The 26,441-nt window shown below is 59.2% G+C and carries 29 protein-coding genes; 16 read left to right on the top strand and 13 right to left on the bottom strand.

Annotation, left to right across the window (positions count from 1 at the left end):
- Positions 1-71: 71 nt before the first annotated feature.
- Positions 72-512 carry an Rrf2 family transcriptional regulator gene (locus tag ACOYXH_RS08680; RefSeq protein ID WP_095050011.1) on the top strand — a complete coding sequence of 147 codons (441 nt, stop codon included), beginning with the start codon at positions 72-74 and terminating at the stop codon, positions 510-512.
- Here the strand turns inward: ACOYXH_RS08680 and ACOYXH_RS08685 are convergent.
- The gene (locus ACOYXH_RS08685; RefSeq protein ID WP_095050012.1) at positions 509-892 is read right to left on the bottom strand and encodes a DUF2784 domain-containing protein; all 384 of its coding nucleotides are present in this window, start codon (positions 890-892) and stop codon (positions 509-511) included. The genes ACOYXH_RS08680 and ACOYXH_RS08685 overlap by 4 nt on opposite strands.
- A 186-nt stretch (positions 893-1,078) precedes the next feature.
- On the opposite strand from ACOYXH_RS08685, the gene ACOYXH_RS08690 reads away from it, so the two are divergent.
- The 3 genes from ACOYXH_RS08690 to ACOYXH_RS08700 all read left to right on the top strand — a co-directional run bounded on the left by ACOYXH_RS08690 (position 1,079) and on the right by ACOYXH_RS08700 (position 2,298).
- A complete protein-coding gene (locus ACOYXH_RS08690; RefSeq protein ID WP_186623563.1) occupies positions 1,079-1,777 on the top strand; it encodes an AzlC family ABC transporter permease in 699 nt (232 codons plus the stop codon).
- Positions 1,777-2,088 (top strand): AzlD domain-containing protein, encoded by a 312-nt coding sequence (locus tag ACOYXH_RS08695; protein ID WP_174244501.1) that lies wholly within the window; start codon positions 1,777-1,779, stop codon positions 2,086-2,088. The genes ACOYXH_RS08690 and ACOYXH_RS08695 overlap by 1 nt, the downstream gene beginning before the upstream one ends.
- Positions 2,089-2,151: 63 nt before the next feature.
- Positions 2,152-2,298: a hypothetical protein gene (locus ACOYXH_RS08700; RefSeq protein ID WP_460410518.1), complete on the top strand. Its 147-nt coding sequence runs from the start codon at positions 2,152-2,154 to the stop codon at positions 2,296-2,298.
- A gap of 45 nt (positions 2,299-2,343) precedes the next feature.
- On the opposite strand, the gene ACOYXH_RS08705 is transcribed toward ACOYXH_RS08700, so the two are convergent.
- From ACOYXH_RS08705 to ACOYXH_RS08720, 4 genes are all read right to left on the bottom strand, one after another.
- A complete protein-coding gene (locus ACOYXH_RS08705; protein WP_093437355.1) occupies positions 2,344-2,616 on the bottom strand; it encodes a hypothetical protein in 273 nt (90 codons plus the stop codon).
- A gap of 332 nt (positions 2,617-2,948) precedes the next feature.
- Complete coding sequence (locus tag ACOYXH_RS08710; RefSeq protein WP_095050014.1) at positions 2,949-3,629, bottom strand: SOS response-associated peptidase; 681 nt, start codon at positions 3,627-3,629, stop codon at positions 2,949-2,951.
- A 28-nt stretch (positions 3,630-3,657) separates the two neighbouring features.
- Positions 3,658-4,500, bottom strand: a complete 843-nt coding sequence (locus ACOYXH_RS08715) for an ABC transporter permease (protein WP_095050015.1) — start codon at positions 4,498-4,500, stop codon at positions 3,658-3,660.
- Positions 4,501-4,562: 62 nt separating this feature from the next.
- Entirely contained in the window at positions 4,563-5,543 is a 981-nt protein-coding gene (locus tag ACOYXH_RS08720) for an aliphatic sulfonate ABC transporter substrate-binding protein (RefSeq protein WP_095050016.1), read from the bottom strand.
- Between the two features lie 294 nt (positions 5,544-5,837).
- Between ACOYXH_RS08720 and ACOYXH_RS08725 the strand changes: the two genes are divergently transcribed.
- The 3 genes from ACOYXH_RS08725 (at position 5,838) to ACOYXH_RS08735 (ending at position 8,169) form a co-directional block, all read left to right on the top strand.
- Positions 5,838-6,785: an ABC transporter substrate-binding protein gene (locus ACOYXH_RS08725; RefSeq protein ID WP_220558610.1), complete on the top strand. Its 948-nt coding sequence runs from the start codon at positions 5,838-5,840 to the stop codon at positions 6,783-6,785.
- A gap of 131 nt (positions 6,786-6,916) precedes the next feature.
- Positions 6,917-7,816, top strand: a complete 900-nt coding sequence (locus tag ACOYXH_RS08730; protein WP_460410519.1) for a polysaccharide deacetylase family protein — start codon at positions 6,917-6,919, stop codon at positions 7,814-7,816.
- Between the two features lie 110 nt (positions 7,817-7,926).
- Positions 7,927-8,169 carry a DUF1652 domain-containing protein gene (locus ACOYXH_RS08735; RefSeq protein ID WP_095125718.1) on the top strand — a complete coding sequence of 81 codons (243 nt, stop codon included), beginning with the start codon at positions 7,927-7,929 and terminating at the stop codon, positions 8,167-8,169.
- Between the two features lie 4 nt (positions 8,170-8,173).
- Here the strand turns inward: ACOYXH_RS08735 and ACOYXH_RS08740 are convergent, their stop codons facing one another.
- Entirely contained in the window at positions 8,174-8,536 is a 363-nt protein-coding gene (locus ACOYXH_RS08740; protein WP_220558612.1) for an NUDIX hydrolase, read from the bottom strand.
- A gap of 223 nt (positions 8,537-8,759) precedes the next feature.
- Here ACOYXH_RS08740 and ACOYXH_RS08745 point away from each other — a divergent pair, with 223 nt between their 5' ends.
- On the top strand, positions 8,760-8,957 hold the full coding sequence (locus ACOYXH_RS08745) for a DUF2188 domain-containing protein (RefSeq protein WP_220558613.1): 198 nt from the start codon (positions 8,760-8,762) through the stop codon (positions 8,955-8,957).
- Between the two features lie 67 nt (positions 8,958-9,024).
- On the opposite strand, the gene ACOYXH_RS08750 is transcribed toward ACOYXH_RS08745, so the two are convergent.
- Positions 9,025-9,264, bottom strand: coding sequence for a hypothetical protein (locus ACOYXH_RS08750; protein WP_016983018.1), 240 nt, complete (start codon positions 9,262-9,264; stop codon positions 9,025-9,027).
- A gap of 184 nt (positions 9,265-9,448) precedes the next feature.
- Between ACOYXH_RS08750 and ACOYXH_RS08755 the strand changes: the two genes are divergently transcribed.
- Both ACOYXH_RS08755 and ACOYXH_RS08760 read left to right on the top strand, forming a co-directional pair.
- Positions 9,449-9,784 carry a hypothetical protein gene (locus tag ACOYXH_RS08755; RefSeq protein WP_095125716.1) on the top strand — a complete coding sequence of 112 codons (336 nt, stop codon included), beginning with the start codon at positions 9,449-9,451 and terminating at the stop codon, positions 9,782-9,784.
- 200 nt (positions 9,785-9,984) lie between these two features.
- Entirely contained in the window at positions 9,985-10,590 is a 606-nt protein-coding gene (locus ACOYXH_RS08760; RefSeq protein ID WP_095050032.1) for a DUF6338 family protein, read from the top strand.
- A gap of 118 nt (positions 10,591-10,708) precedes the next feature.
- On the opposite strand, the gene ACOYXH_RS08765 is transcribed toward ACOYXH_RS08760, so the two are convergent.
- Entirely contained in the window at positions 10,709-11,629 is a 921-nt protein-coding gene (locus ACOYXH_RS08765) for a LysR family transcriptional regulator (RefSeq protein ID WP_095125712.1), read from the bottom strand.
- Between the two features lie 118 nt (positions 11,630-11,747).
- On the opposite strand from ACOYXH_RS08765, the gene ACOYXH_RS08770 reads away from it, so the two are divergent.
- On the top strand, positions 11,748-13,115 hold the full coding sequence (locus tag ACOYXH_RS08770) for an MFS transporter (protein WP_449122907.1): 1,368 nt from the start codon (positions 11,748-11,750) through the stop codon (positions 13,113-13,115).
- Between the two features lie 30 nt (positions 13,116-13,145).
- Complete coding sequence (locus tag ACOYXH_RS08775) at positions 13,146-14,420, top strand: glucarate dehydratase family protein (RefSeq protein ID WP_460410520.1); 1,275 nt, start codon at positions 13,146-13,148, stop codon at positions 14,418-14,420.
- A 97-nt stretch (positions 14,421-14,517) separates the two neighbouring features.
- On the opposite strand, the gene ACOYXH_RS08780 is transcribed toward ACOYXH_RS08775, so the two are convergent.
- Positions 14,518-15,402 carry a LysR substrate-binding domain-containing protein gene (locus ACOYXH_RS08780; RefSeq protein ID WP_460410521.1) on the bottom strand — a complete coding sequence of 295 codons (885 nt, stop codon included), beginning with the start codon at positions 15,400-15,402 and terminating at the stop codon, positions 14,518-14,520.
- Positions 15,403-15,559: 157 nt separating this feature from the next.
- Here ACOYXH_RS08780 and ydiJ point away from each other — a divergent pair, with 157 nt between their 5' ends.
- Entirely contained in the window at positions 15,560-18,586 is a 3,027-nt protein-coding gene (gene ydiJ / locus ACOYXH_RS08785) for a D-2-hydroxyglutarate dehydrogenase YdiJ (protein ID WP_460410522.1), read from the top strand.
- Here the strand turns inward: ydiJ and ACOYXH_RS08790 are convergent.
- Positions 18,519-19,208 carry a paraquat-inducible protein A gene (locus ACOYXH_RS08790; protein ID WP_095125707.1) on the bottom strand — a complete coding sequence of 230 codons (690 nt, stop codon included), beginning with the start codon at positions 19,206-19,208 and terminating at the stop codon, positions 18,519-18,521. The two genes, ydiJ and ACOYXH_RS08790, sit on opposite strands and share 68 nt — an antisense overlap.
- Positions 19,205-19,801, bottom strand: coding sequence for a paraquat-inducible protein A (locus ACOYXH_RS08795; protein WP_095050039.1), 597 nt, complete (start codon positions 19,799-19,801; stop codon positions 19,205-19,207). Before ACOYXH_RS08795 ends, ACOYXH_RS08790 begins: the two co-directional genes overlap by 4 nt.
- Positions 19,802-20,018: 217 nt before the next feature.
- Here ACOYXH_RS08795 and ACOYXH_RS08800 point away from each other — a divergent pair, with 217 nt between their 5' ends.
- On the top strand, positions 20,019-21,185 hold the full coding sequence (locus ACOYXH_RS08800) for a DUF1624 domain-containing protein (RefSeq protein ID WP_460410523.1): 1,167 nt from the start codon (positions 20,019-20,021) through the stop codon (positions 21,183-21,185).
- 4 nt (positions 21,186-21,189) lie between these two features.
- Here ACOYXH_RS08800 and ACOYXH_RS08805 read toward each other — a convergent pair whose 3' ends face one another.
- On the bottom strand, positions 21,190-22,080 hold the full coding sequence (locus ACOYXH_RS08805) for a LysR family transcriptional regulator (protein WP_460064157.1): 891 nt from the start codon (positions 22,078-22,080) through the stop codon (positions 21,190-21,192).
- Positions 22,081-22,211: 131 nt separating this feature from the next.
- Here ACOYXH_RS08805 and ACOYXH_RS08810 point away from each other — a divergent pair, with 131 nt between their 5' ends.
- Together ACOYXH_RS08810 and ACOYXH_RS08815 are read left to right on the top strand one after the other, a co-directional pair.
- The gene (locus tag ACOYXH_RS08810; RefSeq protein ID WP_460410524.1) at positions 22,212-23,042 is read left to right on the top strand and encodes an oxidoreductase; all 831 of its coding nucleotides are present in this window, start codon (positions 22,212-22,214) and stop codon (positions 23,040-23,042) included.
- A gap of 131 nt (positions 23,043-23,173) precedes the next feature.
- Positions 23,174-24,718 (top strand): MFS transporter, encoded by a 1,545-nt coding sequence (locus tag ACOYXH_RS08815; RefSeq protein ID WP_460064159.1) that lies wholly within the window; start codon positions 23,174-23,176, stop codon positions 24,716-24,718.
- A gap of 249 nt (positions 24,719-24,967) precedes the next feature.
- Here the strand turns inward: ACOYXH_RS08815 and ACOYXH_RS08820 are convergent, their stop codons facing one another.
- Complete coding sequence (locus ACOYXH_RS08820) at positions 24,968-26,359, bottom strand: aldehyde dehydrogenase family protein (protein WP_460064161.1); 1,392 nt, start codon at positions 26,357-26,359, stop codon at positions 24,968-24,970.
- Positions 26,360-26,441 lie beyond the last annotated feature (82 nt).

Consider the following 26,441-nt stretch of genomic DNA (forward strand, 5'->3'; position numbering starts at 1 on the left):
AGTCTCGTAACTTCAGACCTTGCAAGCGATACTCGGCGCATCTTCTCAAAGGCTTGAAAAAAGGATCATCGATGAGAAACGACACGCGGTTATCGCGCATGCTCCATGTGTTGATTCACATGGCCCGCCATGAAAAGCGCGCGACCTCGGAAACCATCGCCGGCATGCTTGGCACCAACCCGGTAGTGGTGCGGCGCACCATGGGTTTGCTCAAGGAGCAGGGTTTTGTGACGTCAGAGAAGGGCCATCAGGGTGGCTGGGCGCTGGCCAAACCGCTGGCGCAGATCACCCTGCTGGATATCCACCAAGCGTTGGGCACGCAGTCGATTTTTTCCATCGGTTTGTCGACGGATCACCCGGAGTGTCTGGTCGAGCAAGCGGTGAACGCCGCACTGACCCGAACCTTCGATGAGGCGCAGGCGCTGTTGCTGGCGCGGTTGGGCGGCATCACCCTGGCGGACCTGGCAGCGGATTTCGAGGCCCGCTTCAAGTCAGTCGGCGAGGATAATTAAAGCGGCGAAGCGGCGCGACGATGTTTCCATGAGCGAATTGCCCGCCCGTACACCAACAGGTTGATCGCCAGTACCACGCTGCCGAGTGCCAGTTGAATCTGCGGGGTGAGCCCGGCCGGGTAGATGATCGGCCAGATGTAATGTTCGATGAAGCCGCCGGCATATTCGGTCTGCCCGGCGGCGTGGCGCATGAGGTTTTCCCAGTAGGTCAGCGGGCAGGTCAAGTGCAGCACCTCGACCGCCACGCCCCAAGCAGCGGCCGGCAAATGCAGCCACATCACCCGTGGCCATTTGAGGACCAGCAGCCCGCCAAACAGCACAAACAGAATGAAGGACAAATGAAACAGCACCAGCCCGTCGGCTGCGATTCGGTACAGCATGTCGTCTCCCTGACGCGGTTGTGAATGGCGCTATGTTACGCCGCTCAGGGCATTAAAGGTCAGTGCGAAAGTCAGCGAATTGCGCGCGCATCCGGCCGATTTCCCACAAGTGCGCAAGATTGTTCAAGCCAGAAAAGCGAAATGGCTGGCACAGTCTTCGACCGTTTTCCTGGTTGAAGAACGTTTATGTCTGATTCACTTATGCCGCGCAGTGCGTTCCTTCGCGGCGCTGTGGCGATCATGCCGTTGTCTCTGGCCACCGCGCCGTGGGGACTGTTGGCCGGCTCGATGGCGATCGAAGCCAACCTTACGCCGCTGCAAGGCCAAGGCTTGTCGAGCATCGTGTTTGCCGGGGCGGCGCAATTGGTGGCGATCGGTATGCTCAAGGGCGGGGCGGGTATTTTTTCGATTCTGTTGACCACGCTGCTGCTGACTTCACAGCACTTGCTGTATGGCATGAGCATGCGTTCGGTGATTTCGCCACTGCCGGGGCGCTGGCGCATCGGTCTGGGCTTTTTGCTCACCGACGAGTTGTTTGCACTGACCAGTCAACATGATCGTCAACAATTCAATCGCTGGTATGCGCTCGGCGTCGGCCTGACGTTCTACATCGCCTGGAACCTGTTCACCCTCGCCGGCATTGTCCTTGGCAGCAGCATTCCGGGGCTTGAGCACCTGGGGCTGGACTTCTCGATTGCCGCCACCTTCATTGCCCTGATTACACCGGTAGTGCGCAACGTGCCGACGGTGGTTTGCGTGGCAGTGTCGCTGTTTTGTTCGGTGTTGTTCAGTTACTGGCAATGGGGCTCGGCGCTGGTGTTGTCCGGTCTGGCCGGGATGACGGCAGGGTTTATCTGCAACAAGCTGTATCGGGAGCGCACATGATGGTTTGGGCGGTGATTTTCGGCATGGGGATTTTGGTGTTTCTCAATCGCTACGTGTTTCTTGAACCGCGTTTGCCGGTGCGCTTGAGTAGTAATGCGCGGCAGTTTCTCGGTTTTGCAGTACCGGGGATGCTCACCGCGATCTGCGGGCCGATTGTCTTCATGCCGGACAAACAGCTGAATCTGCAGTGGGACAATCCGTACCTGCTTAGTTCGCTGGTAGCGATCGCTCTGGTGATTTACACGCGCAGTACTTTGCTCAGTATGTTGTTGAGCATGGCGTTCTTCTTTTTGCTGCGGTGGTGGTTGTAAGTTGTGCGTTTGAAACTGTTCTACGCTTCAAGGATGACGGGTAACTGATGACGGGAGGTGTACATGACGACTGAGCCAAAGCAGCCAGAGACGGATGACCAAGACACGGATCAACCGACGCAAGAAGAAATAGAGCGGGAGAAACACACCGAACAGACCTGGAAGCGCGATGAATCCACAGAGCTTTCAGATCCAGACCGCAAGTTTTGAAGATTTTTACGAAAAAGCCCCGCACATGCGGGGCTTTTTTTGGGTTCAGAGATCGTCCAGCTGCGTGAAATCGGGGTGTGAAGCCCGATATCCCAATGTTCGGTCGATCCATGCGTTCAGCTCGTTGACCATCACCGGCGCGTGGCCGGGATACCCTTCGAGGGTGGTGCGCAGGATGCGTTCGATATCGGGAACGGCACGCAGGTTTCGGGTCTTGATGTAGTGGCCGATAAAACAGTCGAGTTCAAAGCGTTCTGTCATGGACAGATAAATACACTCCAGGCCGCTGACCTGTTTGATTGCAAAATCGTCGCGCAACTTATTTCTCTGCAAGGCTTGTAGACGTTGTGGGGATTCCTGGTTTGTTGACTCTTTGGTCAACTGGTATACCAATCGGAAAGGCGGCGCGCATGCTAGCCGTAGTGCATCTAAATGTATGTATGACGGTTGAAATGTCAGACAGGCGGTTTGTTCACTCGAACGTGTGTTTTATTTGCAGCGTTTCAAAGATGAAACAGAGTTTGTAACGGCAGTGATTCGCCTTTATGAGTCGCTGAAGGTTGCAATAGTTTTATTCTTCTAACGCTGCGTCAAAAGATCGCAGCCTTCGGCAGCTCCTACATGGATAGACGCGTCAAGGCGGTAAATGTTTAAGTCTCCTCGATAATCAAACTGGCCCCCTGATTGCGCACGTTACCGACGGCTTTGCCGACTTTGTACCACTCGAACACTTCACTGCCTTCACCTTCGAACAACAGCATTTGCTCGGCGCGTTCAACGGGTGTCGCGGGGTCGAGCCATTCGCGCACCAACTCTGCGCGGAACACCACCGGTCGGCGATCGTGGATATCGAGCATGCCGCCGGCGGCATCGGCGGTGATGATCACGAAACCGTCGTCGTCTCGGGCCGCTGTTTCGGCTGTCGGAAATTGGCCAATGGCAGCGCAGAAAACCGCCCCATGATCCGCCCGACGAATCAGCCACGGTTGTCGGGATTTGTCTTCGCTATCAACCCATTCAAACCAGTTGTCCACGGGCACAATCAAGCGATGTCGCCAGATCGCCCGGAAGAACGGTCCGTGGGCGACTTTCTCTACCCGGGCATTAATCGGTGGTGGGCGATCTTTGGCCCAATGCGGGCGCCAGCCCCAGCGCAGATTGTCGGCTTGCAGGTGTTGCTCTTGTTGATGCAGGACGGCCAGCGCGGTGGTCGGCGCCGCGTTATAGCGATCAAGCGGCGCATCGCCAACGTGGTTGATCAACGCGTCGGGAATGCTCAGCACCGCGACAAAGTCGTGAATGCCACGGTACTGCGAGAGTCTTCCGCACATGGGCCGATCTCCGGTTGGAGTTTTCAGCTTAGTCGCTGGCGCTCTGACCGGTGAATGTGTCGCGCCAGTTCAACCAGCGGCGTTCGAGCATGGCGAGCAGGCCGTCGCTGAATTTACCGAGCAAGGCGAGCACGATGATCGCGGCCAGCACGATGTCCGGCCGCGAGGTTTCCCGGCCGTCACTGAGCAGATAACCCAAGCCTTTGGTGGCCGCGATCAGTTCCGCTGCCACGAGAAACATCCACGCCAGACTCATGCCGCTGCGCAACCCGGTGAACAGGCCGGGCAGGGCGGCCGGCAGCAATATTCGTCGCACCAGTTGCAAGCGGCTGAAGCCATAGATGCGGCCGACTTCCACCAGTTTGCGGTCAATGTTGCGTATGGCCGCGACGACGTTGACGTACACCGGAAAGAACGCACCAATGGCGATCAAGACAATTTTCGAGGTCTCGTCGATGCCCAGCCACAACAACAGCAGTGGCACCCAGGCCAGGCTCGGGATTGAACGCAGGGCGGCGAAAGTCGGTTCCAGATAGGCCTCGGCTTCGCGGCTCAAACCGACCCAGGCGGCAAACACCAGCGCCAGACTGGCGCCAATGGCAAAGCCCAGCAGCACGCGTATCAGGCTGGCGCCGATGTGTTTCCACAGCGCACCCTCAGCGAGGTCGGTGAGGGTCAGGGCAATCTCGCTCGGTGCCGGCATCTGGTAGGACGGCAGCCACCCGATGCGTACGATAATTTCCAGCGCAACGATGATCAGCAGCGGCAGGGCCAGGCCCTTGCAGCGGCGCTGCCATGCCGGATTTAAACGCGCAGGACGCTGGCGCGATACGGCAAGTGGCGCGGGCAAGTCTTTGCTGTGAGTGGTCATGGTTTTTGGCTCCGCTCACAACAAATCCGCGACGGGCGCGGATTTGTCCTGAGGCTGATCGGTTACTGGCGGGCGACGGCTTGCTGCACACCGCTGTCGAGCAATTGATCGATGACTTGATCGACATTCACCCCACGGCGCACCAGTTCCTCGGAGACCAGAATCGGCGCCGCTGCCTTGGAGGCACTAATGTCCTGTTGGGTCAGTTGCGGGCTGCTCAGATCGGTACGCGACAGTTGCAACTTGGCTACGTCCAGCGGCAAGCCGGACTCCTTGGCGAGGAGGGCGGCGAACTCATCAGGATTTTTCAGCGCCCAGTCGCGGGCCTGTTCGTAGGCTTTGATCACGGTTTCGATAGTCTGCGGATGTTCTTTGGCGTATTGCTCAGTGACGCTGACCACGCCGTAGCTGTTGAACGCCGGGTTGCGGTAGAGCAGGCGCGAACCGGCCTGCACCTGACTGGCGGCCATGTGGGGATCAAGGCCGGCCCAGGCGTCGACATCGCCTTTTTCCAGCGCGGTGCGGCCATCTGGATGTTGCAGATGAACCAGTTCCACATCGTCTTTTTTAAGTCCGGCCTGTTGCAGGCTGCGTAGGGTGAACAGGTACGGGTCGGTGCCCTTTGTGGCGGCGATCTTCTTGCCCTTCAGGTCGGCGACGGTCTGATATGGCGAATCCTTGCGCACCACCAGCGCTGTCCATTCGGCGCGGCTGTAGACGTAGACCGATTTGATCGGGCTGCCATTGGCCCGGCTTAGCACGGCGGCGAGGCTGGCGCTGGAGGCGAAATCCACGCCCCCACTGTTCAGGTATTCCAGCGAGCGGTTGCTGCCCTGGCTCAATACCCAACTGACTTTGGTTTGCGGCAAGGCCTTTTCGAGGAAGCCGAAGTGCTTAAGCACCAGGCTGACTGGCGAGTAATAGGCGTAGTCGAGATGCACTTCAGCCGGCGCGGTTTCAGCCGCGTGGGCGAGCGGTTGCAGGCTCAGCACCATGGCGCTGGCAGCCAGCAGGGTTTTGAGTCGGGGAAAGAACGATGTCATGGGGGCGCTCCGGCAAAGGCACAAGTTTCTTATGTCCAAAAAGATATTTTTATCGAATGCTTCCTGCATGAATGGAATATTGCAGGCTCTGTGCCATGTGCTTGAGAGCGCCGGTTTATAAGGGTTTTAACGCCAGGTGCAGGATTTCAGCTGTTGCGTGGGAAACAGTGTGGTTCGCAACTGTTGCCAAGCAAACAGCAAGTATCAACCGTGATGAGCTTATGCATTTATCGAATTTCAAAACCGCGAATCAACAGCGTTATGGTCTATGTAATTACTTTCGCAGGACTCACCATGAAGCTTTCTCGTTTCCTCGGCAGTGGGTTAATCACTGCATTATTTACCTCGCCGCTTTCCTACGCAGCCGAGCCCTTGGTCCTCCACGTCGGCGATCAGAACTACTACAACATCCGTGCCTCGGTGGAGGCGTCCGGCGTGTTGAAAGACGCGCCTTATACCGTCGACTGGAAGCACTTCCAGGCCGCTGCACCCTTGGCGGAAGCCTTGCAAACCGGTTCGCTGGATCTGGGCTTTCTGGGCGATTCCGGTTTTCTGTTTCTGGCTGCCAAGCAGGCGCCGGTGAAACTGATTGGCGTATCGCGGCAGAATCCGGACACCATCGCGTTACTCGTGCCGAAGGACTCGCCGGTAAAAACCATCGCTGATCTGAAGGGCAAGAAAGTCGCCTATTGGCCCGGTGCCTGGAGCCAGCAGTTGACCTTGCGCGCACTGGAGCAGGGCGGTCTGCCGGAAAACTACGTCGATTTCGTCAAGCTAATGCCGATCGATGCCGCCGCAGCGTTGCCACAGGGCAGTATTGACGCTTTCCCGGTGTGGGAACCGTACATTTCCCAGCAGATCGTGTTCTCCGGCGCGCGACCGATCCTGACCGCAAAAAATCTGATGCCGGGGCTCAGCGCTATCGCCGCGTCGACGCCGTCCATCGACAGCAAGCGTGCCGCCATCGCGGATTTCCTCGGCCGTTTGAAACAGGCGCGAGCCTGGGTCGACAGCCACACCGATGACTACGCCGATCTGTGGGCAAAGAAAGCCAATCTCGATCAGCAGGTGTCTCGGCACTGGTTGCGTCAGGCGCACATGACTGTGGGACCTGTAGACGAGCAGGCGGCTTCAGACCTGCAAAGTACTGCTGATTTCCTGTTCAAAGTGAAAGCGCTGCCGGCTCCGTTGGCCACCGCTGGCATTATCGACACGTCTTTTCAACAGGCATTGGCTCACTGAGCGAGCGCCGGAACCAAACCCTGTGTACCTTATCCAACCTCCGCTCGCGTATCGGAGCGCAGGGATGGATAAGGGCGAGGGAGTTTTGCCAATCGACAACATGACGGCAGCCGCCGTGCTCAAGGCAAAACATGACATCCGGATTCAAGCTTCTCTGTGCAGCGCTCATCGTCCTCGGGCTGGCCGGTTGTATCGCCGCCCCGATAGAAATGACCGCGCAAACCGAAACGCGCCTGAAAGCCCAGGCACCGGTGCGCTTCCTGTTGACGTTCGATGACGGCCCCAGCGCATCCAGTTTCTGGAATCCGTCGGCGACGGTGCTCGACAGCCTCAAGGACAATTCGCTGATGCCGAATATCAAAGCGGTGTTCTTCGTGCAGACGCGCGCACCGCGAGCGGGCAACAGTGACATCGGTCGCGGCATCATGCGGCGTGAGCATGAGGAGGGCCACATACTGGCGTTTCACACGGCCACCCACTGGCACACCAATCATCGTTTGCTCGACCCGCAAGAACTCGAAGAATCGCTGACCAACGGCACGGCTGATATCGCTGCCATCACTGGCGCGCCGCCGAAGTTGCTGCGCCCGCCGTTCTGGAATTACGACAAACGTACCTTTGCCGCCTATCAGCAGCACGGCTTGCATGTGTTGCTCACGGATTTAAGTGCCAACGACGGCAAGATCTGGGGCTTCAATGCCAGCCCGAGGCGCCGGGCCAACCTATTGCGGCAGTTATCGGAAGTCCGTGAACGGATTGCCCTTGGCGAGCTGCCGACTGTGGACGGGGTGATTCCGGTGGTGGTGACGTTCCATGATCTCAACCGCTATACCGCGCGGCACACGCGCGAATACCTGCAGATTCTGCTCGATAGCGCCGCTGCCACGGGCGTGAAGCTGGCTGACAAGCCTTTCTACGATGATCACGCTGAACTTGAGAAAGCCGCATTGGCTCGTACGGTAGAAAAAAGCTCGGAGCCGGTGAGTTTGCCGGGGATGTGGAACTGGATCTGGGATCACGACGCACACTGAGGGCGGGGTGGATTGTTGTGATCGGGTTGGCATTTTGTATCGGGCAAGCCACAACTGGCTCATCTATGCTCAACGAGTCGACCGACCCATCGCCTGCGAGGCGTGCACTCATGCTTGCCATTAACGATATTTGCCGGATTGTCGAATCCGGCTTTCCTGCGTTCAAGTGCGAGTGCATTCCGAATTCGCAGGGCCTGCTGCAGATCAAGGTTTATGAGGCTGACAGCGAGCGCGTCGAATTGCTGCTCACTGGCGTTTCCCCGGAACACCTCGTCACGATCCGTGACATTTCCAACTTCATCGGTGAATTACGCACCGAAATGAGCGCTGGCCGTCGAGCCTTCGCGGGCTAACACCTCATAAACGCCGTTGAAACGCTTCAACGATGCGCAGCGTCGCCTCGCTGGTGTGCAGATTGCGCACCGCGTCCAGTGGGTGCCAGATGCAATCAATGATCTCGTTCTGCGGCCGCAATTGCTCGAAGTCCAGCACGGAGACCTCGTAGACATGATGCTGTGTGCTGCCGCTCTGCAATTCCATTAAATACAACACATCGTCGGCGTCCAGGCCGGTTTCTTCTCGCAGTTCACGTACGGCAGCCTGCGCTCGGGTTTCCCCAGGCTCGACCTTGCCGCCGGGCAATGTCCAGCGGCAGCGGGGTTTGCGTACCAGGAGAACGTGGCGATCCTGTTCGCATATAACGGTTGCGCGTACTTTCATCTGTTACCTGTTTATTGCTTGTCACGAAATGGTAATAAAACTGCAATATTTGAGCCGGAGCCAGCAACAAAGGTTTCATTGGAGTTTGGAGCGTTTGCGGCGGGGAAAAGTGCCAGAGCCATGGCGGACGCGGCTTGCGACACCCGGTCGGCATTTCGGGCGGATCAGGGTGTAAGGTAAAAGCGTGAAGCTGGATCTGACCGTTAGCGAAATGGAGGTGTCCATGAGCATGCCGATGTTGATCAAGATGCACATGAACGGCTATGACGTGCTAAGCGTGAACAATGGCCCATGGCGGGTTTGCACCCAGGGCGATCGGCTGGCGTCGTTTGGCAGCCAGGAGGAAGCACTGGCCTATGCCGCCGCACTGCCTGGCTACAAAAAACGCTCGACGCGCGCGCAAAGTCACAAAACCCACTGACAGGCAGGCTGTAACGAAAGAGCCCCGGCATGTGTCGGGGCTTTTGTTTGAGGTAGGCGGGTGGGTCTCAGTGGACCTTGGTTCGACTGATGGCGCGGGCTTTCACTTCCTTGGCATAGAGTTGCAGCCGTTCCTCATCGCTTTGCAGCACCTCACAGGATCTCAGCACGCTTTGCGCATCTGCCTCGTTGCCGGATTTGCGCAGTTGTTCTGCGATACGTTTGAGGTCGACCGCCGACCATCTCAAGTCCGATGCAACGCTTTGCAGGTCGCGTTGAAGTTCGTGTTCATATTCATTGAGCCGCATGATCACCTCCAGAACATTCTCGGTAGAAAAGAGTAGTCGCATTTTTCGTCGATGGGCAAAGCCTGTTCGTCAGCACGCTGAACGGTTGTGAAAAGTTGCGCAGATTGCGCCAAGGGCGCGGTGCCACGATGGATGTAGTGCCGCTTACACGCTACATTCACTTTTTTCAGATCAGGAATACACCATGCGGATATGGATCGGGAGTCTGGCGTTGACCCTGTTGGCAGGTTGCTCGTTGCCGGCATCGCTGGTGCCGGGTGAGCCGAATATCAGCAAGACCAGCGCCAAGTCGCCCAAGGACTATGCTGCGTGTTTATTACCGTTGTGGCAGAAGGATGTGGCCAAGACTTCGCAGACATCGATTTCCAACGGCTTCCGCATCACCGCGCCGAGCATCATCACGGCGGACGAGATTCTCGACATCGTCAAGTACAAGGATGGCAGTCGGGTTTCGCTGTATCAGGGGCCTCCGTGGGCCAAGTCCGGTTCGTTGCGCCAATCGGTGCGTGACTGCCTGTAACGACGCCTGCAGAGACAAAAAAAGCAGAAGCCGTATCGTCGGTTTCTGTTTTTTTTTGCCTGCAGGGAGACTGATAAGGTGCGATCTGATTCGCGAAATGACCGGTGACAGTTGCGCACGAAGGGTTTCCTCCGTGTGCACTAGGCTTTTGCGGGGCGGTCGATAGTCAGGTCGGCCGGTCTTTCAAGGAGCCTCGGATCATGGATGATCTGGTCAAAGAAGTTATCCCGTTGTTGCAGTACTTGATTCCCGGGTTTTTGTCGGCGTGGATTTTTTACTCGCTGACGGCGTTCAAGCGACCGGATACGTTCGGGCAGATTGTGCAGGCGCTGATTTTCACGTTTGTGATTCAGGGCGCGGTATTGGGGATTGGGGCAATTTGTCTGTGGGTGGGTTCGAAAGGCTTTTCTTTAGGAAAATGGGATGCTCGGGCGGAAGCATTGTGGGCATTTATTGTTTCAGTATGTCTCGCCGGGCTTTTCTGTTATTTGGCTTCAAACGGGATGTTGCATGTGTGGCTACGCAAGCGACACCTGACACGCAAAAGCTCCCATCCTAGCGAGTGGTACAGCGCTTTTGAACGACAGGATCGCCTTGTCACTTTGCAACTGAATGACGAGAGGCGATTGTTTGGCTGGCCTTTGGAGTGGCCTTCCAGTCCCTCGGAGGGGCAATTTATCTTGCTGAATCCACAATGGCTTGGCGATGGTGGCGAGGTGTTTACTTTTGGCGCCGAATTAATGGTGATAGATTCCTCAAAAGTTCAGTGGGTCGAATTCAATTCTGTCGAGGAGGTTGTTTCATGAGCGCAAAAGCACCCAATCCCATGCCACCTCACGTGGCACGTCTCTTCGTGGGCCCAGACGGCAAGCCATTGGCAAAACCCCTGGTTAAAGGACCCAGTGCGCCTCCACCGCCAAAGCGCTAATCAGCGTCGCCAGTCACCTGGCCCCACCCCTCAGCCACCGCCCGGCGAATCGCTTCCAGCAACATCGCAAACGCCGGGTTGTCGTTGTTCTCCCGCCAGATCAGATGCAGCTCGCTCTGCACCCCTTCGCCCAAATCGATATCGCGAAACACTACATTTTTGAACACCACACTCGTGGCGCAACGCGGCACCAGTGCCAGGCCCATGCCCGCATTGACCAGTGCCAATATCGTCAGCGACGACCCCAGCCATTGCACATAATCCGGCGCAACCCGGGCTGAACGCAGCATGCCGGTCAGCAATTCGTTGAACGGCGGATAAGCAGCGTGGGAGTACATCAGGAAGGGTTGTTTATCCAGGTCATTGACCGACACTTCAGTCGCCGTTGCCAATGGATGTCCGCTTGGCACTGCCAGCACAAACGGCTCGCGCACCAGGCACTCGGTGGCGTACCCCGGTTCCAGTAGCGGCGCACGGGCGATGCCCAAATCGATGCGTCGCGCGCGCAGGGCTTCGTGCTGCTGGTAAGTGTTCATCTCCGACAGATCGATTTTCACCTGCGGTTGTTTCAGGCGCGCCTCGGCAATCACCTTAGGCAGAAATTCATACACCGCGCTGCCGACAAAACTGATGTTCACCGTACCGATGTCGCCCTCTGCGAACCGTCGGGCAGTGACGGCTGCTTGCTGTGCGCGCTCCAGCAGGTTCTGTGCTTCGATGAAGAATGCTCGGCCCGCTGCGGTGAGAGCGACGCTACGAGTGCTGCGGGTAAACAGTTCGACACCGAGGTGATGCTCAAGCAACTGAATCTGCCTGCTCAGTGGCGGCTGGGTCATGTTCAGTCGCTCAGCGGCGCGGCGAAAGTTGAGTTCGGTGGCGACGGTGGTGAAGCAGCGCAGTTGGGTCAGTTCGAACATTGATCTAATCCGGGTATCAATCGAATGCCAAGTTAGATTAGACGGGATCAATGACCCCGTCCATGATCGACCCATCGCTTTACGCCATCCCTAAAAAAACAAGATCGGGAGTCGCCCCTTGAAAACCCTCCAGAGTCCGCTGGACGTCACGGTTCTCGCCCGTGCCGCCGCCAAGGTCAAGCGCCACGTGCTGCCGCTGTTCGTGGTGATGTTCATCGTCAACTACATCGATCGGGTCAACATCGGTTTTGTGCGCAGTCACATGGAAACCGATCTGGGCATCGGTGCGGCGGCTTACGGCCTCGGTGCCGGTTTGTTCTTCGTTGGCTACGCGCTGTTCGAAGTGCCGTCCAACATGCTCCTGCAACGTTACGGGGCACGGGTCTGGCTGACGCGGATCATGTTCACCTGGGGCGCAGCGGCCATGGCCATGGCCTTCGTCAGAGGGGAGACCAGTTTCTATGTGTTGCGCTTTATTCTCGGTGCGGCGGAGGCGGGGTTCTTTCCGGGGATCATTTATTACTTCACCCAATGGCTGCCGGCCTCCGAGCGCGGCAAGACCATGGCAGTGTTTCTCAGCGGTTCGGCCATTGCCTCGGTGATCTCCGGCCCGGTCTCCGGTGCGTTGCTGCACATCAACGGCCTCGGCCTGCATGGCTGGCAGTGGATGTTTTTGATTGAGGGCGCGGCTTCAGTGGTGCTCTGCGCATTCGTCTGGTTCTGGCTGCAATCGCATCCGCGTCAGGCCAAGTGGCTGAGCGAAGAAGAGCGCGAAGCGCTGGTGGCGGCGATTGCCGAGGAGCAGCGCGCTCGTGAGGCGTCGCAGGTGGCCAAACCGTCGATGTTCAAGTTGTTGGCGGATCGGCAGATTGCGCTGTTCTGTTTCATCTACTTCTCCATTGCCCTGACCATTTACGGCGCGACGTTCTGGCTGCCAAGCATGATCAAGAAGATGGGCAATCTCGGCGACTTCCAGGTCGGCCTGCTCAATTCGATTCCGTGGATCATTTCGATTGTTGCCATGTACGGTTTTGCGGCGATGGCCGGCAAGTGGAAGTTTCAGCAAGCCTGGGTCGCGCTGACGCTGGTGATCGCGGCGATCGGGATGTTCATGTCGACCACTGGCGGGCCGATCTTCGCCTTCGTTGCGATCTGTTTCGCCGCCATCGGCTTCAAGGCTGCGTCGGCGTTGTTCTGGCCGATTCCGCAAAGCTATCTGGATGCGCGCATTGCCGCTGCAGTGATCGCGTTGATCAACTCCATCGGCAACCTCGGCGGCTTCGTTGCGCCGACGGCGTTCGGCATCCTCGAAGAAACCACTGGCTCCATTGAGGGCGGTCTGTATGGCCTGGCGGCGACGTCGCTGATCGCGGCGGTGGTGATCTTCTTCGCCCGCACGGCGCCAGGAGCCAAAGGCAAAACCCCGGCAAAGCCGCATGACGAGACCGCCGTTGTCGTGACGGCCAGCCCGGCCGCGAGCCATTGAATTGATTGTCGATCTGTCAGGAGCGTTATCTTGAAAATCACCCGCGTAACTGTGACTCCGATTGCCTTTCGTGATCCGCCGCTGCTCAACGCCAGCGGCATCCACGAACCCTTTGCCCTGCGCTCGATCATCGAGATCGAAAGCGATAACGGCTACATCGGCCTCGGCGAAAGCTATGGCGATGCCCCGGCGCTGGCGATTCAGCAGCAGTTGCAGGCGCAGTTGATCGGCCTTGACCCGTTCAACCTCAACCAGTTGCGCGCGATCGTGCAGGCCACCGTTGCCGCGAACAAACCTGCAAGCATTGCTGGTGCCGAACTGGCGCCCGGTTCTCATGCCAGCAAAGCGGTGAGCAATGCTTATTCGGCGTTCGAAGTGGCGTTCCTCGATTTGCAGGCGCATTACCTCAATGTGCCGCTGGTGGATCTGCTCGGCGGTGCCATTCGCGATGAAGTGCCTTTCAGCGCTTACCTGTTCTTCAAGTATGCGCAGCATGTCGATTCGCCGTACAAGCCGGATAACTGGGGCGAAGCACTCAGCGAGCAGCAGATCGTTGCGCAGGCCGCGCGGATGATCGAGGCGTACGGTTTCAAAAGCATCAAACTCAAGGCCGGGACGTTGCCGCCGGAGCATGAAGTGGCGTGCATCAAGGCGTTGAAAAAGGCCTTCCCCGGCTACCCGTTGCGCATCGATCCGAACGGCAACTGGTCGCTGGAAACCTCGATTCGCATGGCCGAATTGCTCGGCGATGATTTGCAGTATTACGAAGACCCGACCCCGGGCCTCGACGGCATGGCCGAACTGCACAAGCGCACTGGTCTGCCGCTGGCGACCAACATGGTGGTCACCGATTTCGACGAGTTCCGTCGCAGCGTTGCGCAGAACAGTGTGCAGATCGTGCTTGCCGATCACCATTACTGGGGCGGCCTGCGCGACACGCAGACGCTGGCGAAAATGTGCGATGTGTTCGGTCTCGGTGTGTCGATGCATTCCAACTCGCACCTGGGTATCAGCCTCATGGCGATGGCGCATGTCGCGGCGGCGGTGCCGAATCTGGATTACGCCTGCGACACCCATTACCCGTGGCAGGAGCCGGATGAGGAGGTGATCAAGGGTGGCAAACTGCCGATTGTCGATGGCTGCGTGAAGATCACCCGTGCGCCGGGGCTTGGGCTGGAACTGGATCAGGAGCAGTTGGGCAAGCTGCATGATCAGTACCTGACGTGCGGGATTCGTCAGCGTGATGATGTGCGGCAGATGCAGCGCTACAAGCCGGACTGGAAGGCGGTCAAGCCACGGTTTTGAGGTGTTTGATTTGACGCCATCGCGAGCAGGCTCACTCCTACAGTTGGAATGCGCTTCCCTGTAGGAGTGAGCCTGCTCGCGATTGGCGTCCTCATGTTCACAACGTTTTTACCAGCCAATCCCGAAACGCTTTCAGCGACGGCAAATTCTCATTGCGCGGCGGATACACCAGGTAATAGCTGCGCCGACTGGTAATCGGCTCGCCCAGTTGCAACAACTCACCACTCAACAACTCATCCTCAACCAGAATCCGCGGCACCAAACCCACACCAATATTGGCCCGCACCGCTTGAATCAGGTGCGAGGTCATTTCAAAACTCGGCCCGATACGCATGCTTCGGTGCGGCAGACCCTGATGGCTGAACCATTCCGCCCACGCCTGCGCGTTGCTGCTGACGTTAAGCAGCAGTTGCCCGGCGATGTGCTGTTCGGCGTCATTGCGCTCGGCGCTGGATAGCTGCGCACTGGCGATCACCACCAGCTCTTCAGTATGCAAGGGCAGGGCGGTCAGCCCCGGCCACTCCCCGCCGCCGACGCAGATCGCCGCATCGATTTCGCTGGTGTCGAAGTCGATCGCTTCGATACGCGAATGCAAATGCACGGTCATACCCGGGTGCGCGGTGTAGAAATCCTTGAGTCGCGGCAATAGCCACTTCGAACCGAAAGTCGGCAGCGTTGCCAGGCGCAAGCTGTGAATGCCCGAGCCAAATGCCATGGCCTGCAAGGTCGCGCTGCGAATCTGCCCAAGCGCTTCGGCGAGTTCGCGCTGATACATGCGCCCGACATCGGTCAGCACCACTTGCCTGCCTTCGCGCGTGAACAAACGCATGCCGAGCATCTTCTCGAGAATCTGCACCTGACGGCTGACCGCACTCTGCGTCAGCGACAGTTCGTGGGCGGCGCGGGTGTAGCTTTCATGGCGCGCGGCGGCCTCGAAAGCCAGCAATAACGACATGGAAGGAGTGAGCGTGCGCGGATTCATTCGTAAAAGTCATCAATAGCGGGTCGAATTTACGGTTGTCCCTGCGTTCGCCAGCAATGAACATGGGCACCATGAGATGGCGGAGCCTGACGCAATCATTCGTTGCGTACAACTGTTCACCGCCACACGGCCCGATTTGACCGAGATACCCTGACCGATGATTGCCCAGCTGTCCCCCGCCAAAGCCCTGGCCAACGATTACCAGCAGTTCCTCACAGCCCTGAAAGCCAGCGGCTTTCGCGGTGAAATCAGTGCCGATTACGCCAGCCGTGTGGTGCTGGCGACCGACAACTCGATCTATCAGCGCCTGCCGCAAGCGGCGGTGTTTCCGCTGGACGCTGATGACGTGGCACGGGTGGCGCGGCTGATCGCCGAACCGGCCTATCAACAAGTGGTGATCACCCCTCGCGGTGGCGGCACCGGCACCAACGGCCAATCGCTGACGGACGGCATCGTCGTCGACCTGTCGCGCCACATGAACCGCATTCTGGAAATCAACGTCGAGCAGCGCTGGGTGCGCGTGCAGGCCGGAGTGGTCAAGGATCAGCTCAACGCCGCGCTGAAATCCGCCGGGCTGTTTTTTGCCCCGGAACTGTCGACCTCCAACCGCGCCACCGTCGGCGGCATGATTAACACCGATGCCAGTGGTCAGGGCAGTTGCACCTATGGCAAGACCCGCGACCATGTGCTCGAACTCGACATGATCTTGCGCGGCGGTGAGCGTCTGCACGGTCTGCCTCTTGAGGAAAGCGAACTCGAAGCCCAGTGCGCCCGCGAAGATCGCGTCGGTGAAGTCTACCGCTGTGCGCGGCAAATCATTGATGAGCAGGGCGAGCTGATCAAAGAGCGTTTCCCCGATCTCAACCGTTGCCTGACCGGTTATGACCTGGCGCACCTGCGTGAGGCGGACAACCGTTTCAACCTCAACAGCGTGCTTTGCGGTGCCGAAGGCTCGCTGGGGTTTGTCGTCGAAGCGCGGCTGAATGTCTTGCCGATCCCCAAGCACACAATGTTGGTGAACATCCGCTACGCCGGGTTCATGGACGCACTGCGCGACGCCCGCGCCTTGATGGCGCTCAAGCCGCTGTCGATCGAAACCGTCGACTCGAAAGTCTTGCTGCTAGCGATGCAGGACATCGTCTGGCACGGCGTCGCCGAGTATTTCCCGGAAAGCGCCGAGCGGCCGACCTTGGGCATCAATCTGGTGGAGTTCTGCGGCGACGATCCGGAGGATTTGCAGCACCGGGTCGAAGCATTCGTCGAGCACTTGAGCAGCGACCGTACGGTTGAGCGTTTGGGCCATACGCTGGCGGTCGGTCATGCGGCGGTAAACAAGGTCTACGGCATGCGCAAACGTGCGGTAGGCCTGCTCGGCAACGTCGCCGGAGAAGCGCGGCCGCAGCCTTTTGTTGAAGACACAGCGGTGCCGCCGCAGCATTTGGCCGAGTACATCGCCGAATTACGCGACCTGCTCGACAGCCACGGCTTGCAGTACGGCATGTTCGGTCACGTCGATGCAGGCGTGCTGCACGTGCGGCCGATCCTCGACATGAAAGATCCGCAGCAAGCGGCGCTGGTGCGTCCGGTGTCCGATGGTGTCGCCGCGCTGACCCAGCGTTACGGTGGCCTTCTGTGGGGCGAGCACGGCAAAGGCTTGCGTTCGGAATACGCGCCGGCCTTTTTCGGTGAACTCTACCCGGCGCTGCAAGCCTTGAAGGCCGCGTTCGACCCGTTCAACCAGTTCAACCCAGGCAAGATCGCCACCCCGGCCAACACTGGCGCTGCGCTGCTGAAAATCGACGAAGTGACTTTGCGCGGTGAACTCGATCGACAGATCGACGAAAAAGTCTGGCAAAGCTACGGCGCGGCCATGCATTGCAACGGCAACGGCGCCTGCTACAACTTCGACCCCGATGACGCGATGTGCCCGTCGTGGAAAGCCACTCGCGAACGGTCGCAATCGCCCAAGGGTCGCGCCTCGTTGATCCGCGAGTGGCTGCGTTTGCAGGGCGAGGCGGGCGTTGATGTGTTGTCCGACGCCATTCGCAAACCAGCGTTTTTCAGCTCATTGTGGCAGCGCTGGCGTAACAGCCGTGCACAGTCCGAAGACTTCTCCCATGAAGTCTACGACGCCATGGCCGGTTGCCTGGCGTGCAAATCCTGTGCGGGACAGTGCCCGGTCAAGGTCAATGTGCCGGAGTTTCGTTCGCGTTTTCTTGAGCTGTATCACAGCCGTTATCTGCGCCCGGCGCGGGATTACCTGATCGCCTCGCTGGAATACAGCATCCCCTACATGGCGCGGATTCCGGCGCTGTACAACGGGTTGATGGGCGCTGAATTTGTTCGCAGCCTGTTGGAACGGGTCGGTGGCATGATCGATGTGCCGTTGCTCAGTCGCTTTGATTTCCATGCGGCGATGCGCCGCTGGCAGGTGCAAGCGGCGACGGCGTCGACCTTGGCGACGCTGACTCCAGCGCAACGTGAACGCAGTGTGGTCATCGTGCAGGATGCCTTCACGCGCTACTTCGAAGCGCCGCTGTTGGCTGATCTGGTCGAGCTGATTTCGCGTCTGGGTTATCAGGTGTATCTGGCGCCGTTCAGCGCCAATGGCAAACCGCTGCACGTGCAGGGCTTCCTCTCGGCGTTCAACCGCGCGGCGCTGCGCAATGCCCGGCAGTTGCGCGAATTGGCGGACATCGGTGTGCCGTTGCTGGGCCTCGATCCGGCGATGACGCTGGTGTATCGCCAGGAATACCTGAAAGTCCCGGGCATGCAGCAATGCCCGGAAGTGGCGCTGGTGCAGGAGTGGTTGCTCAAGGTCATGCCGGAGCAGGCGCCGCAGGATAAAACCGCCTCGTTCCGACTGCTCGCCCATTGCACCGAGAAAACCAACGCTCCGGCCGCGACTCGGCAGTGGGAGCAAGTGTTCGAGCGCGCAGGGTTGAAACTGGCCACGCAAGCCACCGGTTGCTGCGGCATGTCCGGCACGTATGGCCACGAGGCGCGCAATCGTGAAACTTCAGCGGTGATCTACGAGCAGTCGTGGGCCCGTCAGGTGGCGGCGCCGGCAGAGCAGGGCGAAGCGTTGGCCACGGGGTATTCCTGCCGCAGTCAGGTCAAGCGCCAGTCGGATCAGGCACTGCGCCATCCGTTGCAGGTGTTGCTGACGGCTCTGCGTCGCTGAGTGGTTCATCGTCTGGAGCGTTGTCCCAGATCAGCCGAGGGTCGAAGCTCATTGCCGAGAGCATGGTCAGCACCACGACCATGCCGAAGAACAGGATGCCCGGTCGCGGTTCGATATCGCCCAGTGTCTGGAACTTCACCAACGCTGCGACCAGTGCGACCACCAGCACATCGAGCATTGACCAGTAGCCGATGAGCTCGACGAAGCGGAACATTTTCGAGCGCTCCCGGCGTGCCCAGCCACTGTCGCGTTGCACAGTGATCAACAACAGCGACAGGGCGACGAACTTGACGCCCGGCACGGCGATACTGGCGATAAAGATGATCAGTGCGATGTCCCACGCGCCATGCTGCCAGAACTCCAGCACGCCGCTCATGATCGTGCTGTCGGCGCCGCTGCCAAGCATGGTGGTGTTCATCACCGGCAGCAGATTGGCCGGCACGTAAAACGCCAGCGCCGCGAGCATGTAGGCCCAGGTGCGCGCCAGTGAATTAGTCTTGCGCCGATGCAGCGGCGCGTCGCAACGGGGGCATTCATGTGGCTCGTCGGTCATGTCGCAGGCCAGGCCACAGCTGTGGCACAGGCACAGGTTGAGTTCGCTGGCAGTCGCGGGTCGGTTCATGGAATGTCCCATAGGTCGCGGATATCGCGGCCGGCAATCCTGATCATCATCAAACTCAGCACGGCCAATGCGAACAGGCCGATGCCGGGCAACACGTCGAGCAATCCCGCCAGTTTGAACACCGCGACCATCGCCCCCAGCAGGCACACTTCGAGCATGCTCCACGGCCGCAGGGTTTCCAGCCAGCGCATGCACACCTTGAAGCCCGGTGCGCGTCGCGATGACAGGGCGAAGCTAAGCACCCAGGTCAGCAGGACCAGTTGAAATGCCGGGGCAATAATGATCGAAATTGCCGCGACCATCGCTATGAAGGTGATCGGCCCCTGACTCAGCGCCAGCACCGAATCCCACAGCGTCGCACTGTTTTTCAGGCCTTTGAGGCTGATGCTCATCACCGGATAGAAATTGGCAAACAGCCACAGCATCGCCGCCGTGAAGGTCAGTGCCAGGCGCTGTTCGACGGTCAAACCGTTGAAACGCTGGAGTACGCCGCCGCAACGCACGCACGAGGTTTTCTGGTGTTTGCCCAGCACGGCTTTTTCGTAAACGCAGTCGCAGTGCTCGCAGATGATCAGGTGTTCGGTGTTGACCATGGACAACGCTCGACAACAGGCCGCAAGGGCAGGGGACTTGATCACTATAGAAGCCTGAGGCCATTGGGCAACCTGGACGGTGTGATCGGCTGCGGTTTTCTGAGAATTGCTATCGATTGGGCTTTGGATTTTGCTTTTTAGTGTTATAAGGTAACGCAAAATTTTCAGGGCAGTCCTTGTCGGCGCCCGCTGTTAACCCTTCGATTGCGAAACGCTCATGACAATTGCGCTCCCCCGTTCTGCCTCGCCCACTGGCCGGCTGCTGTCCATTGACGCCCTCAGAGGCTTGGTCATTCTGTTCATGCTGCTCGACCACGTGCGCGAAACTTTTTTGCTGCACCGCCAGGTCGCCGACCCGATGGACATTGCCAGCACTGAACCGGCGTTGTTTTTCAGTCGCACGCTGGCGCATCTGTGTGCGCCGGTGTTCGTGCTGCTGACGGGATTGTCGGCGTGGTTGTTCGGCGAAAAGTACGCAGGCAAGGCCGATGTCAGTGCGTTTCTGTTCAAGCGCGGTCTGTTTCTGGTGGTGCTGGAGTTCACGCTGGTGAACTTCGCGTGGACCTTCCAACTGCCACCGAGCGTGATTTATCTGCAAGTGATCTGGGCGATCGGTTTGAGCATGATCGCCTTGTCATTGCTGGTGTGGCTGCCGCGCTGGTTGTTGCTGGCGTTGAGCCTGATGATCATCGCCGGACACAACCTGCTCGACGCGGTGCATTTCCCGGTGGAGTCGGCGCTGCATGTGCCGTGGGCGATTTTGCATGATCGCGGCTGGATCGAAGTCAGCGAAAATCTGCGCCTGCGCACCTCCTATCCGTTACTGCCGTGGATCGGTGTGATCGGTCTGGGTTATGCGCTCGGGCCGTGGTTTGCTCGTGGCGTTGAAGCAGGTTTGCGTCAGTGCCACCTGCTGATCGCGGGTAGCGCCGGGCTGCTGGGTTTTGTCGGCTTGCGGCTGATCAACGGCTATGGCGAAAAACCATGGGTCGTGGGTGACACGTCGGTGCAAACCCTGATGAGTTTTTTCAACATCACCAAGTACCCGCCGTCGTTGTTGTTTATCGCGCTGACCGTGAGCGTCGGGCTGTTGCTGCTACTGGCATTCGAACGCTTGCAGGATCGCCGCTGGATTCGCTGGCTGACTGTGTTCGGTTCGGCGCCGATGTTTTTCTATCTGCTGCATCTGTACGCGTTGAAGGTGTTGTACCTGATCGGTGTGGCCCTGTTCGGGCTGAATCAGGGCAGCTATTTCGGCTTCTCGTCAGTGGCGGCGATCTGGCTGGCGGCAGCGCTTCTGTCAATTGCGCTGTTCCCGGCCGTGCGCTGGTTCTCGGCATTGAAGGCCCGTCGCCGCGACATCGGCTGGCTCAAGTATCTGTAAACGCCTAGCGCCGGTTGCGCACGAAGTCGATAAACGCTTTGAGCGGTGCTGGCACATGACGCCGGCTCGGGTAGTACAGGTGCAGGCCCGGATAGAACGGGCACCAGTCTCCCAGCACTTGCAGCAGACGCCCGCTGGCCAGGTGTTCGCTGACCATGTCTTCGAACACATAGGCCAGGCCCAGCCCTTGCAGCGCGGGCCCGACCATCAGGCTGACATCGCCGAGGGTTAACGGGCCTTTGACTTCGATTTCCTGGGCGATGCCGCCACGTTCGAGTTCCCAGCGGTACATCGAGCCGCTGGGAAAGCGGTGGCGGATGCACGGCAGTCCGTGCAGGTCTTCGGGTTTTTGCGGTGCTGCGTGGCGTGCAAAAAACGCCGGTGAACCAACGACCACTGAACGCATTGTCGGGCCGATCGGCAGCGACACCATGTCAGCCTCAAGGCGATCGCCGAAGCGCACGCCGGCATCGAACCCGCTGGCGACGATATCCAGCAGCGCATCGCTCTCGACCACTTCCAGACGGATGTCTGGATAGGCCAGCAAAAACTCGCTGGCAATCGGCAGCAGCACCAGTTCACAGGCTTGCCGTCCGCAGGTGATGCGCAGGTTGCCCGAGGGTTTATCGCGGAAATGGTTGAGGTCTTCCAGCGCATCGTCGATATCACGAAACGCCGGTTTCAACCGCGCATACAGACGCTCGCCAGCCTCGGTCAATGCCACGCTGCGAGTGGTGCGATTGAACAGGCGCACGCCAAGACGATTCTCTAGTGCCTTTACCGAATGGCTTAACGCGGACGGCGTCAGGCCTAGCTCGATTGCCGCTTTGCTGAAATTCAACTGCTGAGCGGTGCAGAGGAATACCGAAAGATCTGCCGCTGAAGGGGTTTTCATCTGTGAATGCCTTTCACAAAGTCATGCAAATTTGTTGGGATTATCACATCAGTAACACGGCCTTAAAGTCGCTTCAACTCATCAAGAAGACCCCGGCACCACCGCTAGGGTCGCAGACAGGAGGGGTTGATATGCGTACCTGGTTCATTACTGGCGCTTCCCGGGGTTTTGGTAGCTTGATCGCAGAACGCGCCCTGCGTGCCGGCGATGCGGTGATCGCCACTGCACGTAACCCGCAAGACATCACTGACCGCCTCGGCGAGCAACCAAACCTGCTGGCGGTGCGTCTCGACGTCACCCGTGAAGACGAAGCGCACCAAGCGGTTGCCGAAGGCATCAAGCGGTTTGGCCGTATCGATGTGCTGATCAACAACGCCGGGTTTGGCGTACTCGGCGCGGTGGAAGAAACCAGTGCCAGCGAGACAGAGCGCCTGTTCGCCACCAACGTGTTCGGCCTGCTCAACGTCACCCGCGCGGTGTTGCCGCCTATGCGGGCGCAACGCAGTGGCCGGGTGATCAACATCTCGTCGATCGGCGGCTACCAGGCTTATATGGGCTGGGGTGTTTACGGCTCGAGCAAATTTGCCGTCGAAGGCATCACCGAAGCGCTGCATCAGGAACTGGCGCCGCTGGGCATTCAAGCCACGGTGGTCGAGCCGGGCTTCTTCCGCACGGATTTCCTTGATGAACAGTCGCTGATCAAAACCCGGCTTGAGCTGGCGGACTATGACGAAACCGTTGGCAAGATGCGTGCGTTCGCCGAGGCGGCCAACCATGCGCAACCGGGTGATCCGCAGAAGTTTGCCGAGGCGATGCTGGCGCTGGTCAATGCACCGAATCCGCCGCAACGCCTGGCGCTGGGCAGTGACACGGTGGCGCGGATCGAGGCGAAGAATCGGTTGGTGGCGCAAGAACTGGCCGAGTGGAATGAGCTGGCGCTGTCTACCGATTTCGCCAACTGAACGCCGGAGCTGTGAGAGCGAGGTTGCTCGCTCTCATCTTTTTCGTGCGCAAACTTCGGTGGAATTTTCTGCGGTTTTCGCGCCTTATTCGCTGCGTTATGCAGCACTGTGATTGCTCAAGGGATGGAATGATGAACGCTATGACTCCGCCGCACGGAACGCGCGACAAGTTGCTCATACTGGCGGCCGTGTGCCTCTCGGCGCTGGTTCTGCCGTTAAGTTTTACCGGAGGCGCGGTGGCGACGCCGGCCATTGGCCGCGATCTGGGCGGCAGTCCGGTGGCGCTGACCTGGATCACCAATGCGTTCATGTTGTCGTTCGGCAGTTTGCTGATGGCCGCCGGCGCATTGGCTGACGTGTACGGACGCAAACGCCTGTTTACCTTCGGCATGCTGCTGTTCACCGCCGCCTCGATCGCGCAGAGTCTGGCGCCGTCGGTGTTCTGGCTGGATGCGTTGCGCGCGGTTCAAGGAGTGGCGGGAGCGGCGGCGCTGGCCAGCGGCTCGGCGGCGCTGGCGCAAGAATTCGAAGGCCATGCCCGAACCCGGGCGTACAGCGTGCTCGGCACTACGTTCGGCATTGGTCTGGCTTTCGGTCCGCTGGTGGCCGGCGCGTTGATCGAGGCCTTCAACTGGCGGGCGATTTTTGTCTTTACCGCGTTGATTGGAATCATCGCGCTGGTTTTCGGTGTGCCGCGCATGCGTGAAACCCGCGACCCGCATGCCAAAGGGCTGGACTGGCCGGGCACGCTGCTGTTCAGCGCAATGCTGGCGCTGTTTACGTTTGGCCTGATCCAGGCGCCGGACAGTGGTTGGGACAGTCCACTTGTGCTCGGTTTGCTGTGCGCTTCGGCGGTGCTGCTGGCCGCCTTCGTGATCGTCGAAATGCGTGTCGAACGGCCGATGCTTGATCTGACCCTGTTCCGTTATCCGCGATTCATTGGCGTGCAGATGCTGCCGATCGGCACCTGTTTCTGCTACATCGTGCTGGTGGTGATGTTGCCGCTGCGCTTCATCGGCGTTGAGGGGCTGAGCGAGATAGACGCCGGTCTGCTGTTACTGGCGTTGTCGGCGCCGATGCTGGTGGTGCCGATGCTGGCCGCATCGCTGGCGCGCTTCGTTTCCGCCGGCATCTTGTCCGGTGCCGGATTCCTGATGGCCGCTGTGGGCTTGCATTGGCTGAGTCTGTACAACGTCGGTGAGCCGAAAATCGCCTTGGTGGTGCCGATGCTGCTGATCGGCATGGGCGCCGGTTTACCGTGGGGGCTGATGGATGGTTTGTCGGTCAGTGTCGTGCCGAAAGAGCGCGCCGGCATGGCGGCGGGCATCTTCAGTACCGTGCGCGTGGCGGGTGAGGGGATTGCTCTGGCGATTGTGGCGGCAGTGCTGGCGTCATTACTGCACGCTGATCTGTCGAGTGCCCTGCACGCAGTGACAGGCAGCGCTGAGGCGTCGCTGATCGCCGAGACCGCGCACCGGGTGACCACCGGCGATATGGCGCATGCGATCAACACCGTGCCAGGTCTGGCCAATGAACGTTTGGTGCAAGGTTATGCGGCGGCGTTTCAGTATCTGCTGCACATCCTGACGGTGATCACCCTCGCATCGGCGGCGGTGGTGCTGGGATTGTTGAGCAAAGATCGCAGCGTCGTCGAGCCACAACAGGCTGCCGCATAAAGCCAATGTGGGAGCGAGCCTGCTCGCGAAAGCGGAGTATCAGTTGGCATAAATGTCGACTGATGCACCGCTATCGCTGGCAAGCCAGCTCCCACAGGGTTCCAGGGTGTCTGCAGCATCAGTGGTTACACCGCAGTCATTGTGGGAGCTGGCTTGCCAGCGATGGGGCCGGTGCATTCAGCATCTTCATCGCTTGATGTACCGCTATCGCGAGCAGGCTCACTCCCACAGGGTTTTCCGGTGTCTGGATTACTTACGATCCAGCCACACGGTCTGCGCGTTGCAGAACTCGCGTACGCCGAAGTGCGACAGTTCACGTCCGAAACCGCTCTTCTTCACGCCGCCAAAGGTCACGCGCGGATCGCTCGCGGAGTAGCCGTTGATGAACACGCCGCCGGTGTCCAGTTCGCTGGTCAGTTGCTGGGCCAGTGCCACGTTGGCGGTGTAAATGGTCGCGGTCAGGCCGAACTCGCTGTCGTTGGCCAAGGCCACGGCATGCGCGCAATCGCGGGCGGTGATGATCGAGGCGACCGGGCCGAACAGTTCCTGTTTGAACGAAGTCATGCGGTCGGTGACATCGGCCAGCACGGTCGGCTCGTAGTAGTTGCCCGGGCCTTCAGACTTGCCGCCGCCGAGCAACAGCGTTGCGCCTTCTTCAAGGGTGTCGCGCACTTGCTGGTCGAGTTCATCACGCAGGTCGAAACGTGCCATCGGACCGATGTAGGTCTCGGCGGACAGCGGATCACCGACCTTCAACTTGCGCGTGGCTTCGACGAATTTACGCGTGAATTCTTCGACCACGCCTTCTTCGATGATCAGCCGTTTGGCTGCTGCGCAGACCTGACCGGAGTTCTGGTAGCGACCGATCACAGCGGCTTGCACGGCTTCATCCAGATCGGCGTCGTTGAGCACGATGAACGGGTCGGAACCGCCGAGTTCCAGCACGCATTTCTTCAGCGCGGCACCGGCCTGAGCGCCGATGGCCATGCCGGCACGCACGCTGCCGGTCAGGGTCACGGCGGCAATGCGCGAATCGGCAATCGCGGTGGAAACGCCTTCCGGGGTGACATTGATCACTTCAAACACACCATCAGCGAAACCGGCGCGAGTAAACGCGTCGCGCAACAGGTAGGCGCTGCCCATCACGTTCGGCGCATGTTTGAGCACGTACGTGTTGCCGGCGATCAGCGCCGGTACGGCGCCGCGCAGCACTTGCCAGATCGGGAAGTTCCACGGCATCACTGCGAGGATCGGGCCGAGCGGACGGTATTCGATGCGCGCCTTGCCGCCTTCAACTTGCGTTGGTTCGGCGTCGAGCATGGCCGGGCCGTGTTCGGCGTACCACTCGCAAAGCTTGGCGCATTTCTCGATTTCGCCACGGGCCTGAGCAATTGGCTTGCCCATTTCCTGAGTGATCATGGTGGCCATGGCTTCGCTGGTTTCGCGCAGAGCACCGGCGAGGGCGGTCAATAAACGCGAGCGATCCTGCAGCGGCTTGCGCTTCCACTTGCCAAAGCCATAGGCGGCGCGGGTCAGCGCAGCGTCAAGGGCAGTGGCGGATTCAAATGCGTAGTGACCGATCTGCTCGCCGGTGGCGGGGTTGATCGAGATGGCGTGGGTCTGGCTGGAAATCTGGCTCATGGCATCGTCCTGCATGTTCGTCGGATGGGCCTAGAGTAGGGTGGTGTTTGTTTTCTGGAAACTGAATAATAAAGATCGTTTC

It is taken from the genome of Pseudomonas sp. Mb7 (assembly GCF_054790525.1).

Bases quoted from the DNA above. Each gene is read 5' to 3' on its own strand.
- ACOYXH_RS08780 (WP_460410521.1), bottom strand. From the start codon at position 15,402: ATGAATCCGCGCACGCTCACTCCTTCCATGTCGTTATTGCTGGCTTTC.
- ydiJ (WP_460410522.1), top strand. From the start codon at position 15,560: ATGATTGCCCAGCTGTCCCCCGCCAAAGCCCTGGCCAACGATTACCAG.
- ACOYXH_RS08765 (WP_095125712.1), bottom strand. From the start codon at position 11,629: ATGTTCGAACTGACCCAACTGCGCTGCTTCACCACCGTCGCCACCGAA.
- ACOYXH_RS08800 (WP_460410523.1), top strand. From the start codon at position 20,019: ATGACAATTGCGCTCCCCCGTTCTGCCTCGCCCACTGGCCGGCTGCTG.
- ACOYXH_RS08685 (WP_095050012.1), bottom strand. From the start codon at position 892: ATGCTGTACCGAATCGCAGCCGACGGGCTGGTGCTGTTTCATTTGTCC.
- ACOYXH_RS08745 (WP_220558613.1), top strand. From the start codon at position 8,760: ATGAGCATGCCGATGTTGATCAAGATGCACATGAACGGCTATGACGTG.
- ACOYXH_RS08680 (WP_095050011.1), top strand. From the start codon at position 72: ATGAGAAACGACACGCGGTTATCGCGCATGCTCCATGTGTTGATTCAC.
- ACOYXH_RS08810 (WP_460410524.1), top strand. From the start codon at position 22,212: ATGCGTACCTGGTTCATTACTGGCGCTTCCCGGGGTTTTGGTAGCTTG.
- ACOYXH_RS08690 (WP_186623563.1), top strand. From the start codon at position 1,079: ATGTCTGATTCACTTATGCCGCGCAGTGCGTTCCTTCGCGGCGCTGTG.
- ACOYXH_RS08790 (WP_095125707.1), bottom strand. From the start codon at position 19,208: ATGAACCGACCCGCGACTGCCAGCGAACTCAACCTGTGCCTGTGCCAC.
- ACOYXH_RS08750 (WP_016983018.1), bottom strand. From the start codon at position 9,264: ATGCGGCTCAATGAATATGAACACGAACTTCAACGCGACCTGCAAAGC.
- ACOYXH_RS08815 (WP_460064159.1), top strand. From the start codon at position 23,174: ATGAACGCTATGACTCCGCCGCACGGAACGCGCGACAAGTTGCTCATA.
- ACOYXH_RS08695 (WP_174244501.1), top strand. From the start codon at position 1,777: ATGGTTTGGGCGGTGATTTTCGGCATGGGGATTTTGGTGTTTCTCAAT.
- ACOYXH_RS08715 (WP_095050015.1), bottom strand. From the start codon at position 4,500: ATGACCACTCACAGCAAAGACTTGCCCGCGCCACTTGCCGTATCGCGC.
- ACOYXH_RS08740 (WP_220558612.1), bottom strand. From the start codon at position 8,536: ATGAAAGTACGCGCAACCGTTATATGCGAACAGGATCGCCACGTTCTC.
- ACOYXH_RS08700 (WP_460410518.1), top strand. From the start codon at position 2,152: ATGACGACTGAGCCAAAGCAGCCAGAGACGGATGACCAAGACACGGAT.
- ACOYXH_RS08755 (WP_095125716.1), top strand. From the start codon at position 9,449: ATGCGGATATGGATCGGGAGTCTGGCGTTGACCCTGTTGGCAGGTTGC.
- ACOYXH_RS08820 (WP_460064161.1), bottom strand. From the start codon at position 26,359: ATGAGCCAGATTTCCAGCCAGACCCACGCCATCTCGATCAACCCCGCC.
- ACOYXH_RS08735 (WP_095125718.1), top strand. From the start codon at position 7,927: ATGCTTGCCATTAACGATATTTGCCGGATTGTCGAATCCGGCTTTCCT.
- ACOYXH_RS08730 (WP_460410519.1), top strand. From the start codon at position 6,917: ATGACATCCGGATTCAAGCTTCTCTGTGCAGCGCTCATCGTCCTCGGG.
- ACOYXH_RS08760 (WP_095050032.1), top strand. From the start codon at position 9,985: ATGGATGATCTGGTCAAAGAAGTTATCCCGTTGTTGCAGTACTTGATT.
- ACOYXH_RS08795 (WP_095050039.1), bottom strand. From the start codon at position 19,801: ATGGTCAACACCGAACACCTGATCATCTGCGAGCACTGCGACTGCGTT.
- ACOYXH_RS08710 (WP_095050014.1), bottom strand. From the start codon at position 3,629: ATGTGCGGAAGACTCTCGCAGTACCGTGGCATTCACGACTTTGTCGCG.
- ACOYXH_RS08720 (WP_095050016.1), bottom strand. From the start codon at position 5,543: ATGACATCGTTCTTTCCCCGACTCAAAACCCTGCTGGCTGCCAGCGCC.
- ACOYXH_RS08805 (WP_460064157.1), bottom strand. From the start codon at position 22,080: ATGAAAACCCCTTCAGCGGCAGATCTTTCGGTATTCCTCTGCACCGCT.
- ACOYXH_RS08725 (WP_220558610.1), top strand. From the start codon at position 5,838: ATGAAGCTTTCTCGTTTCCTCGGCAGTGGGTTAATCACTGCATTATTT.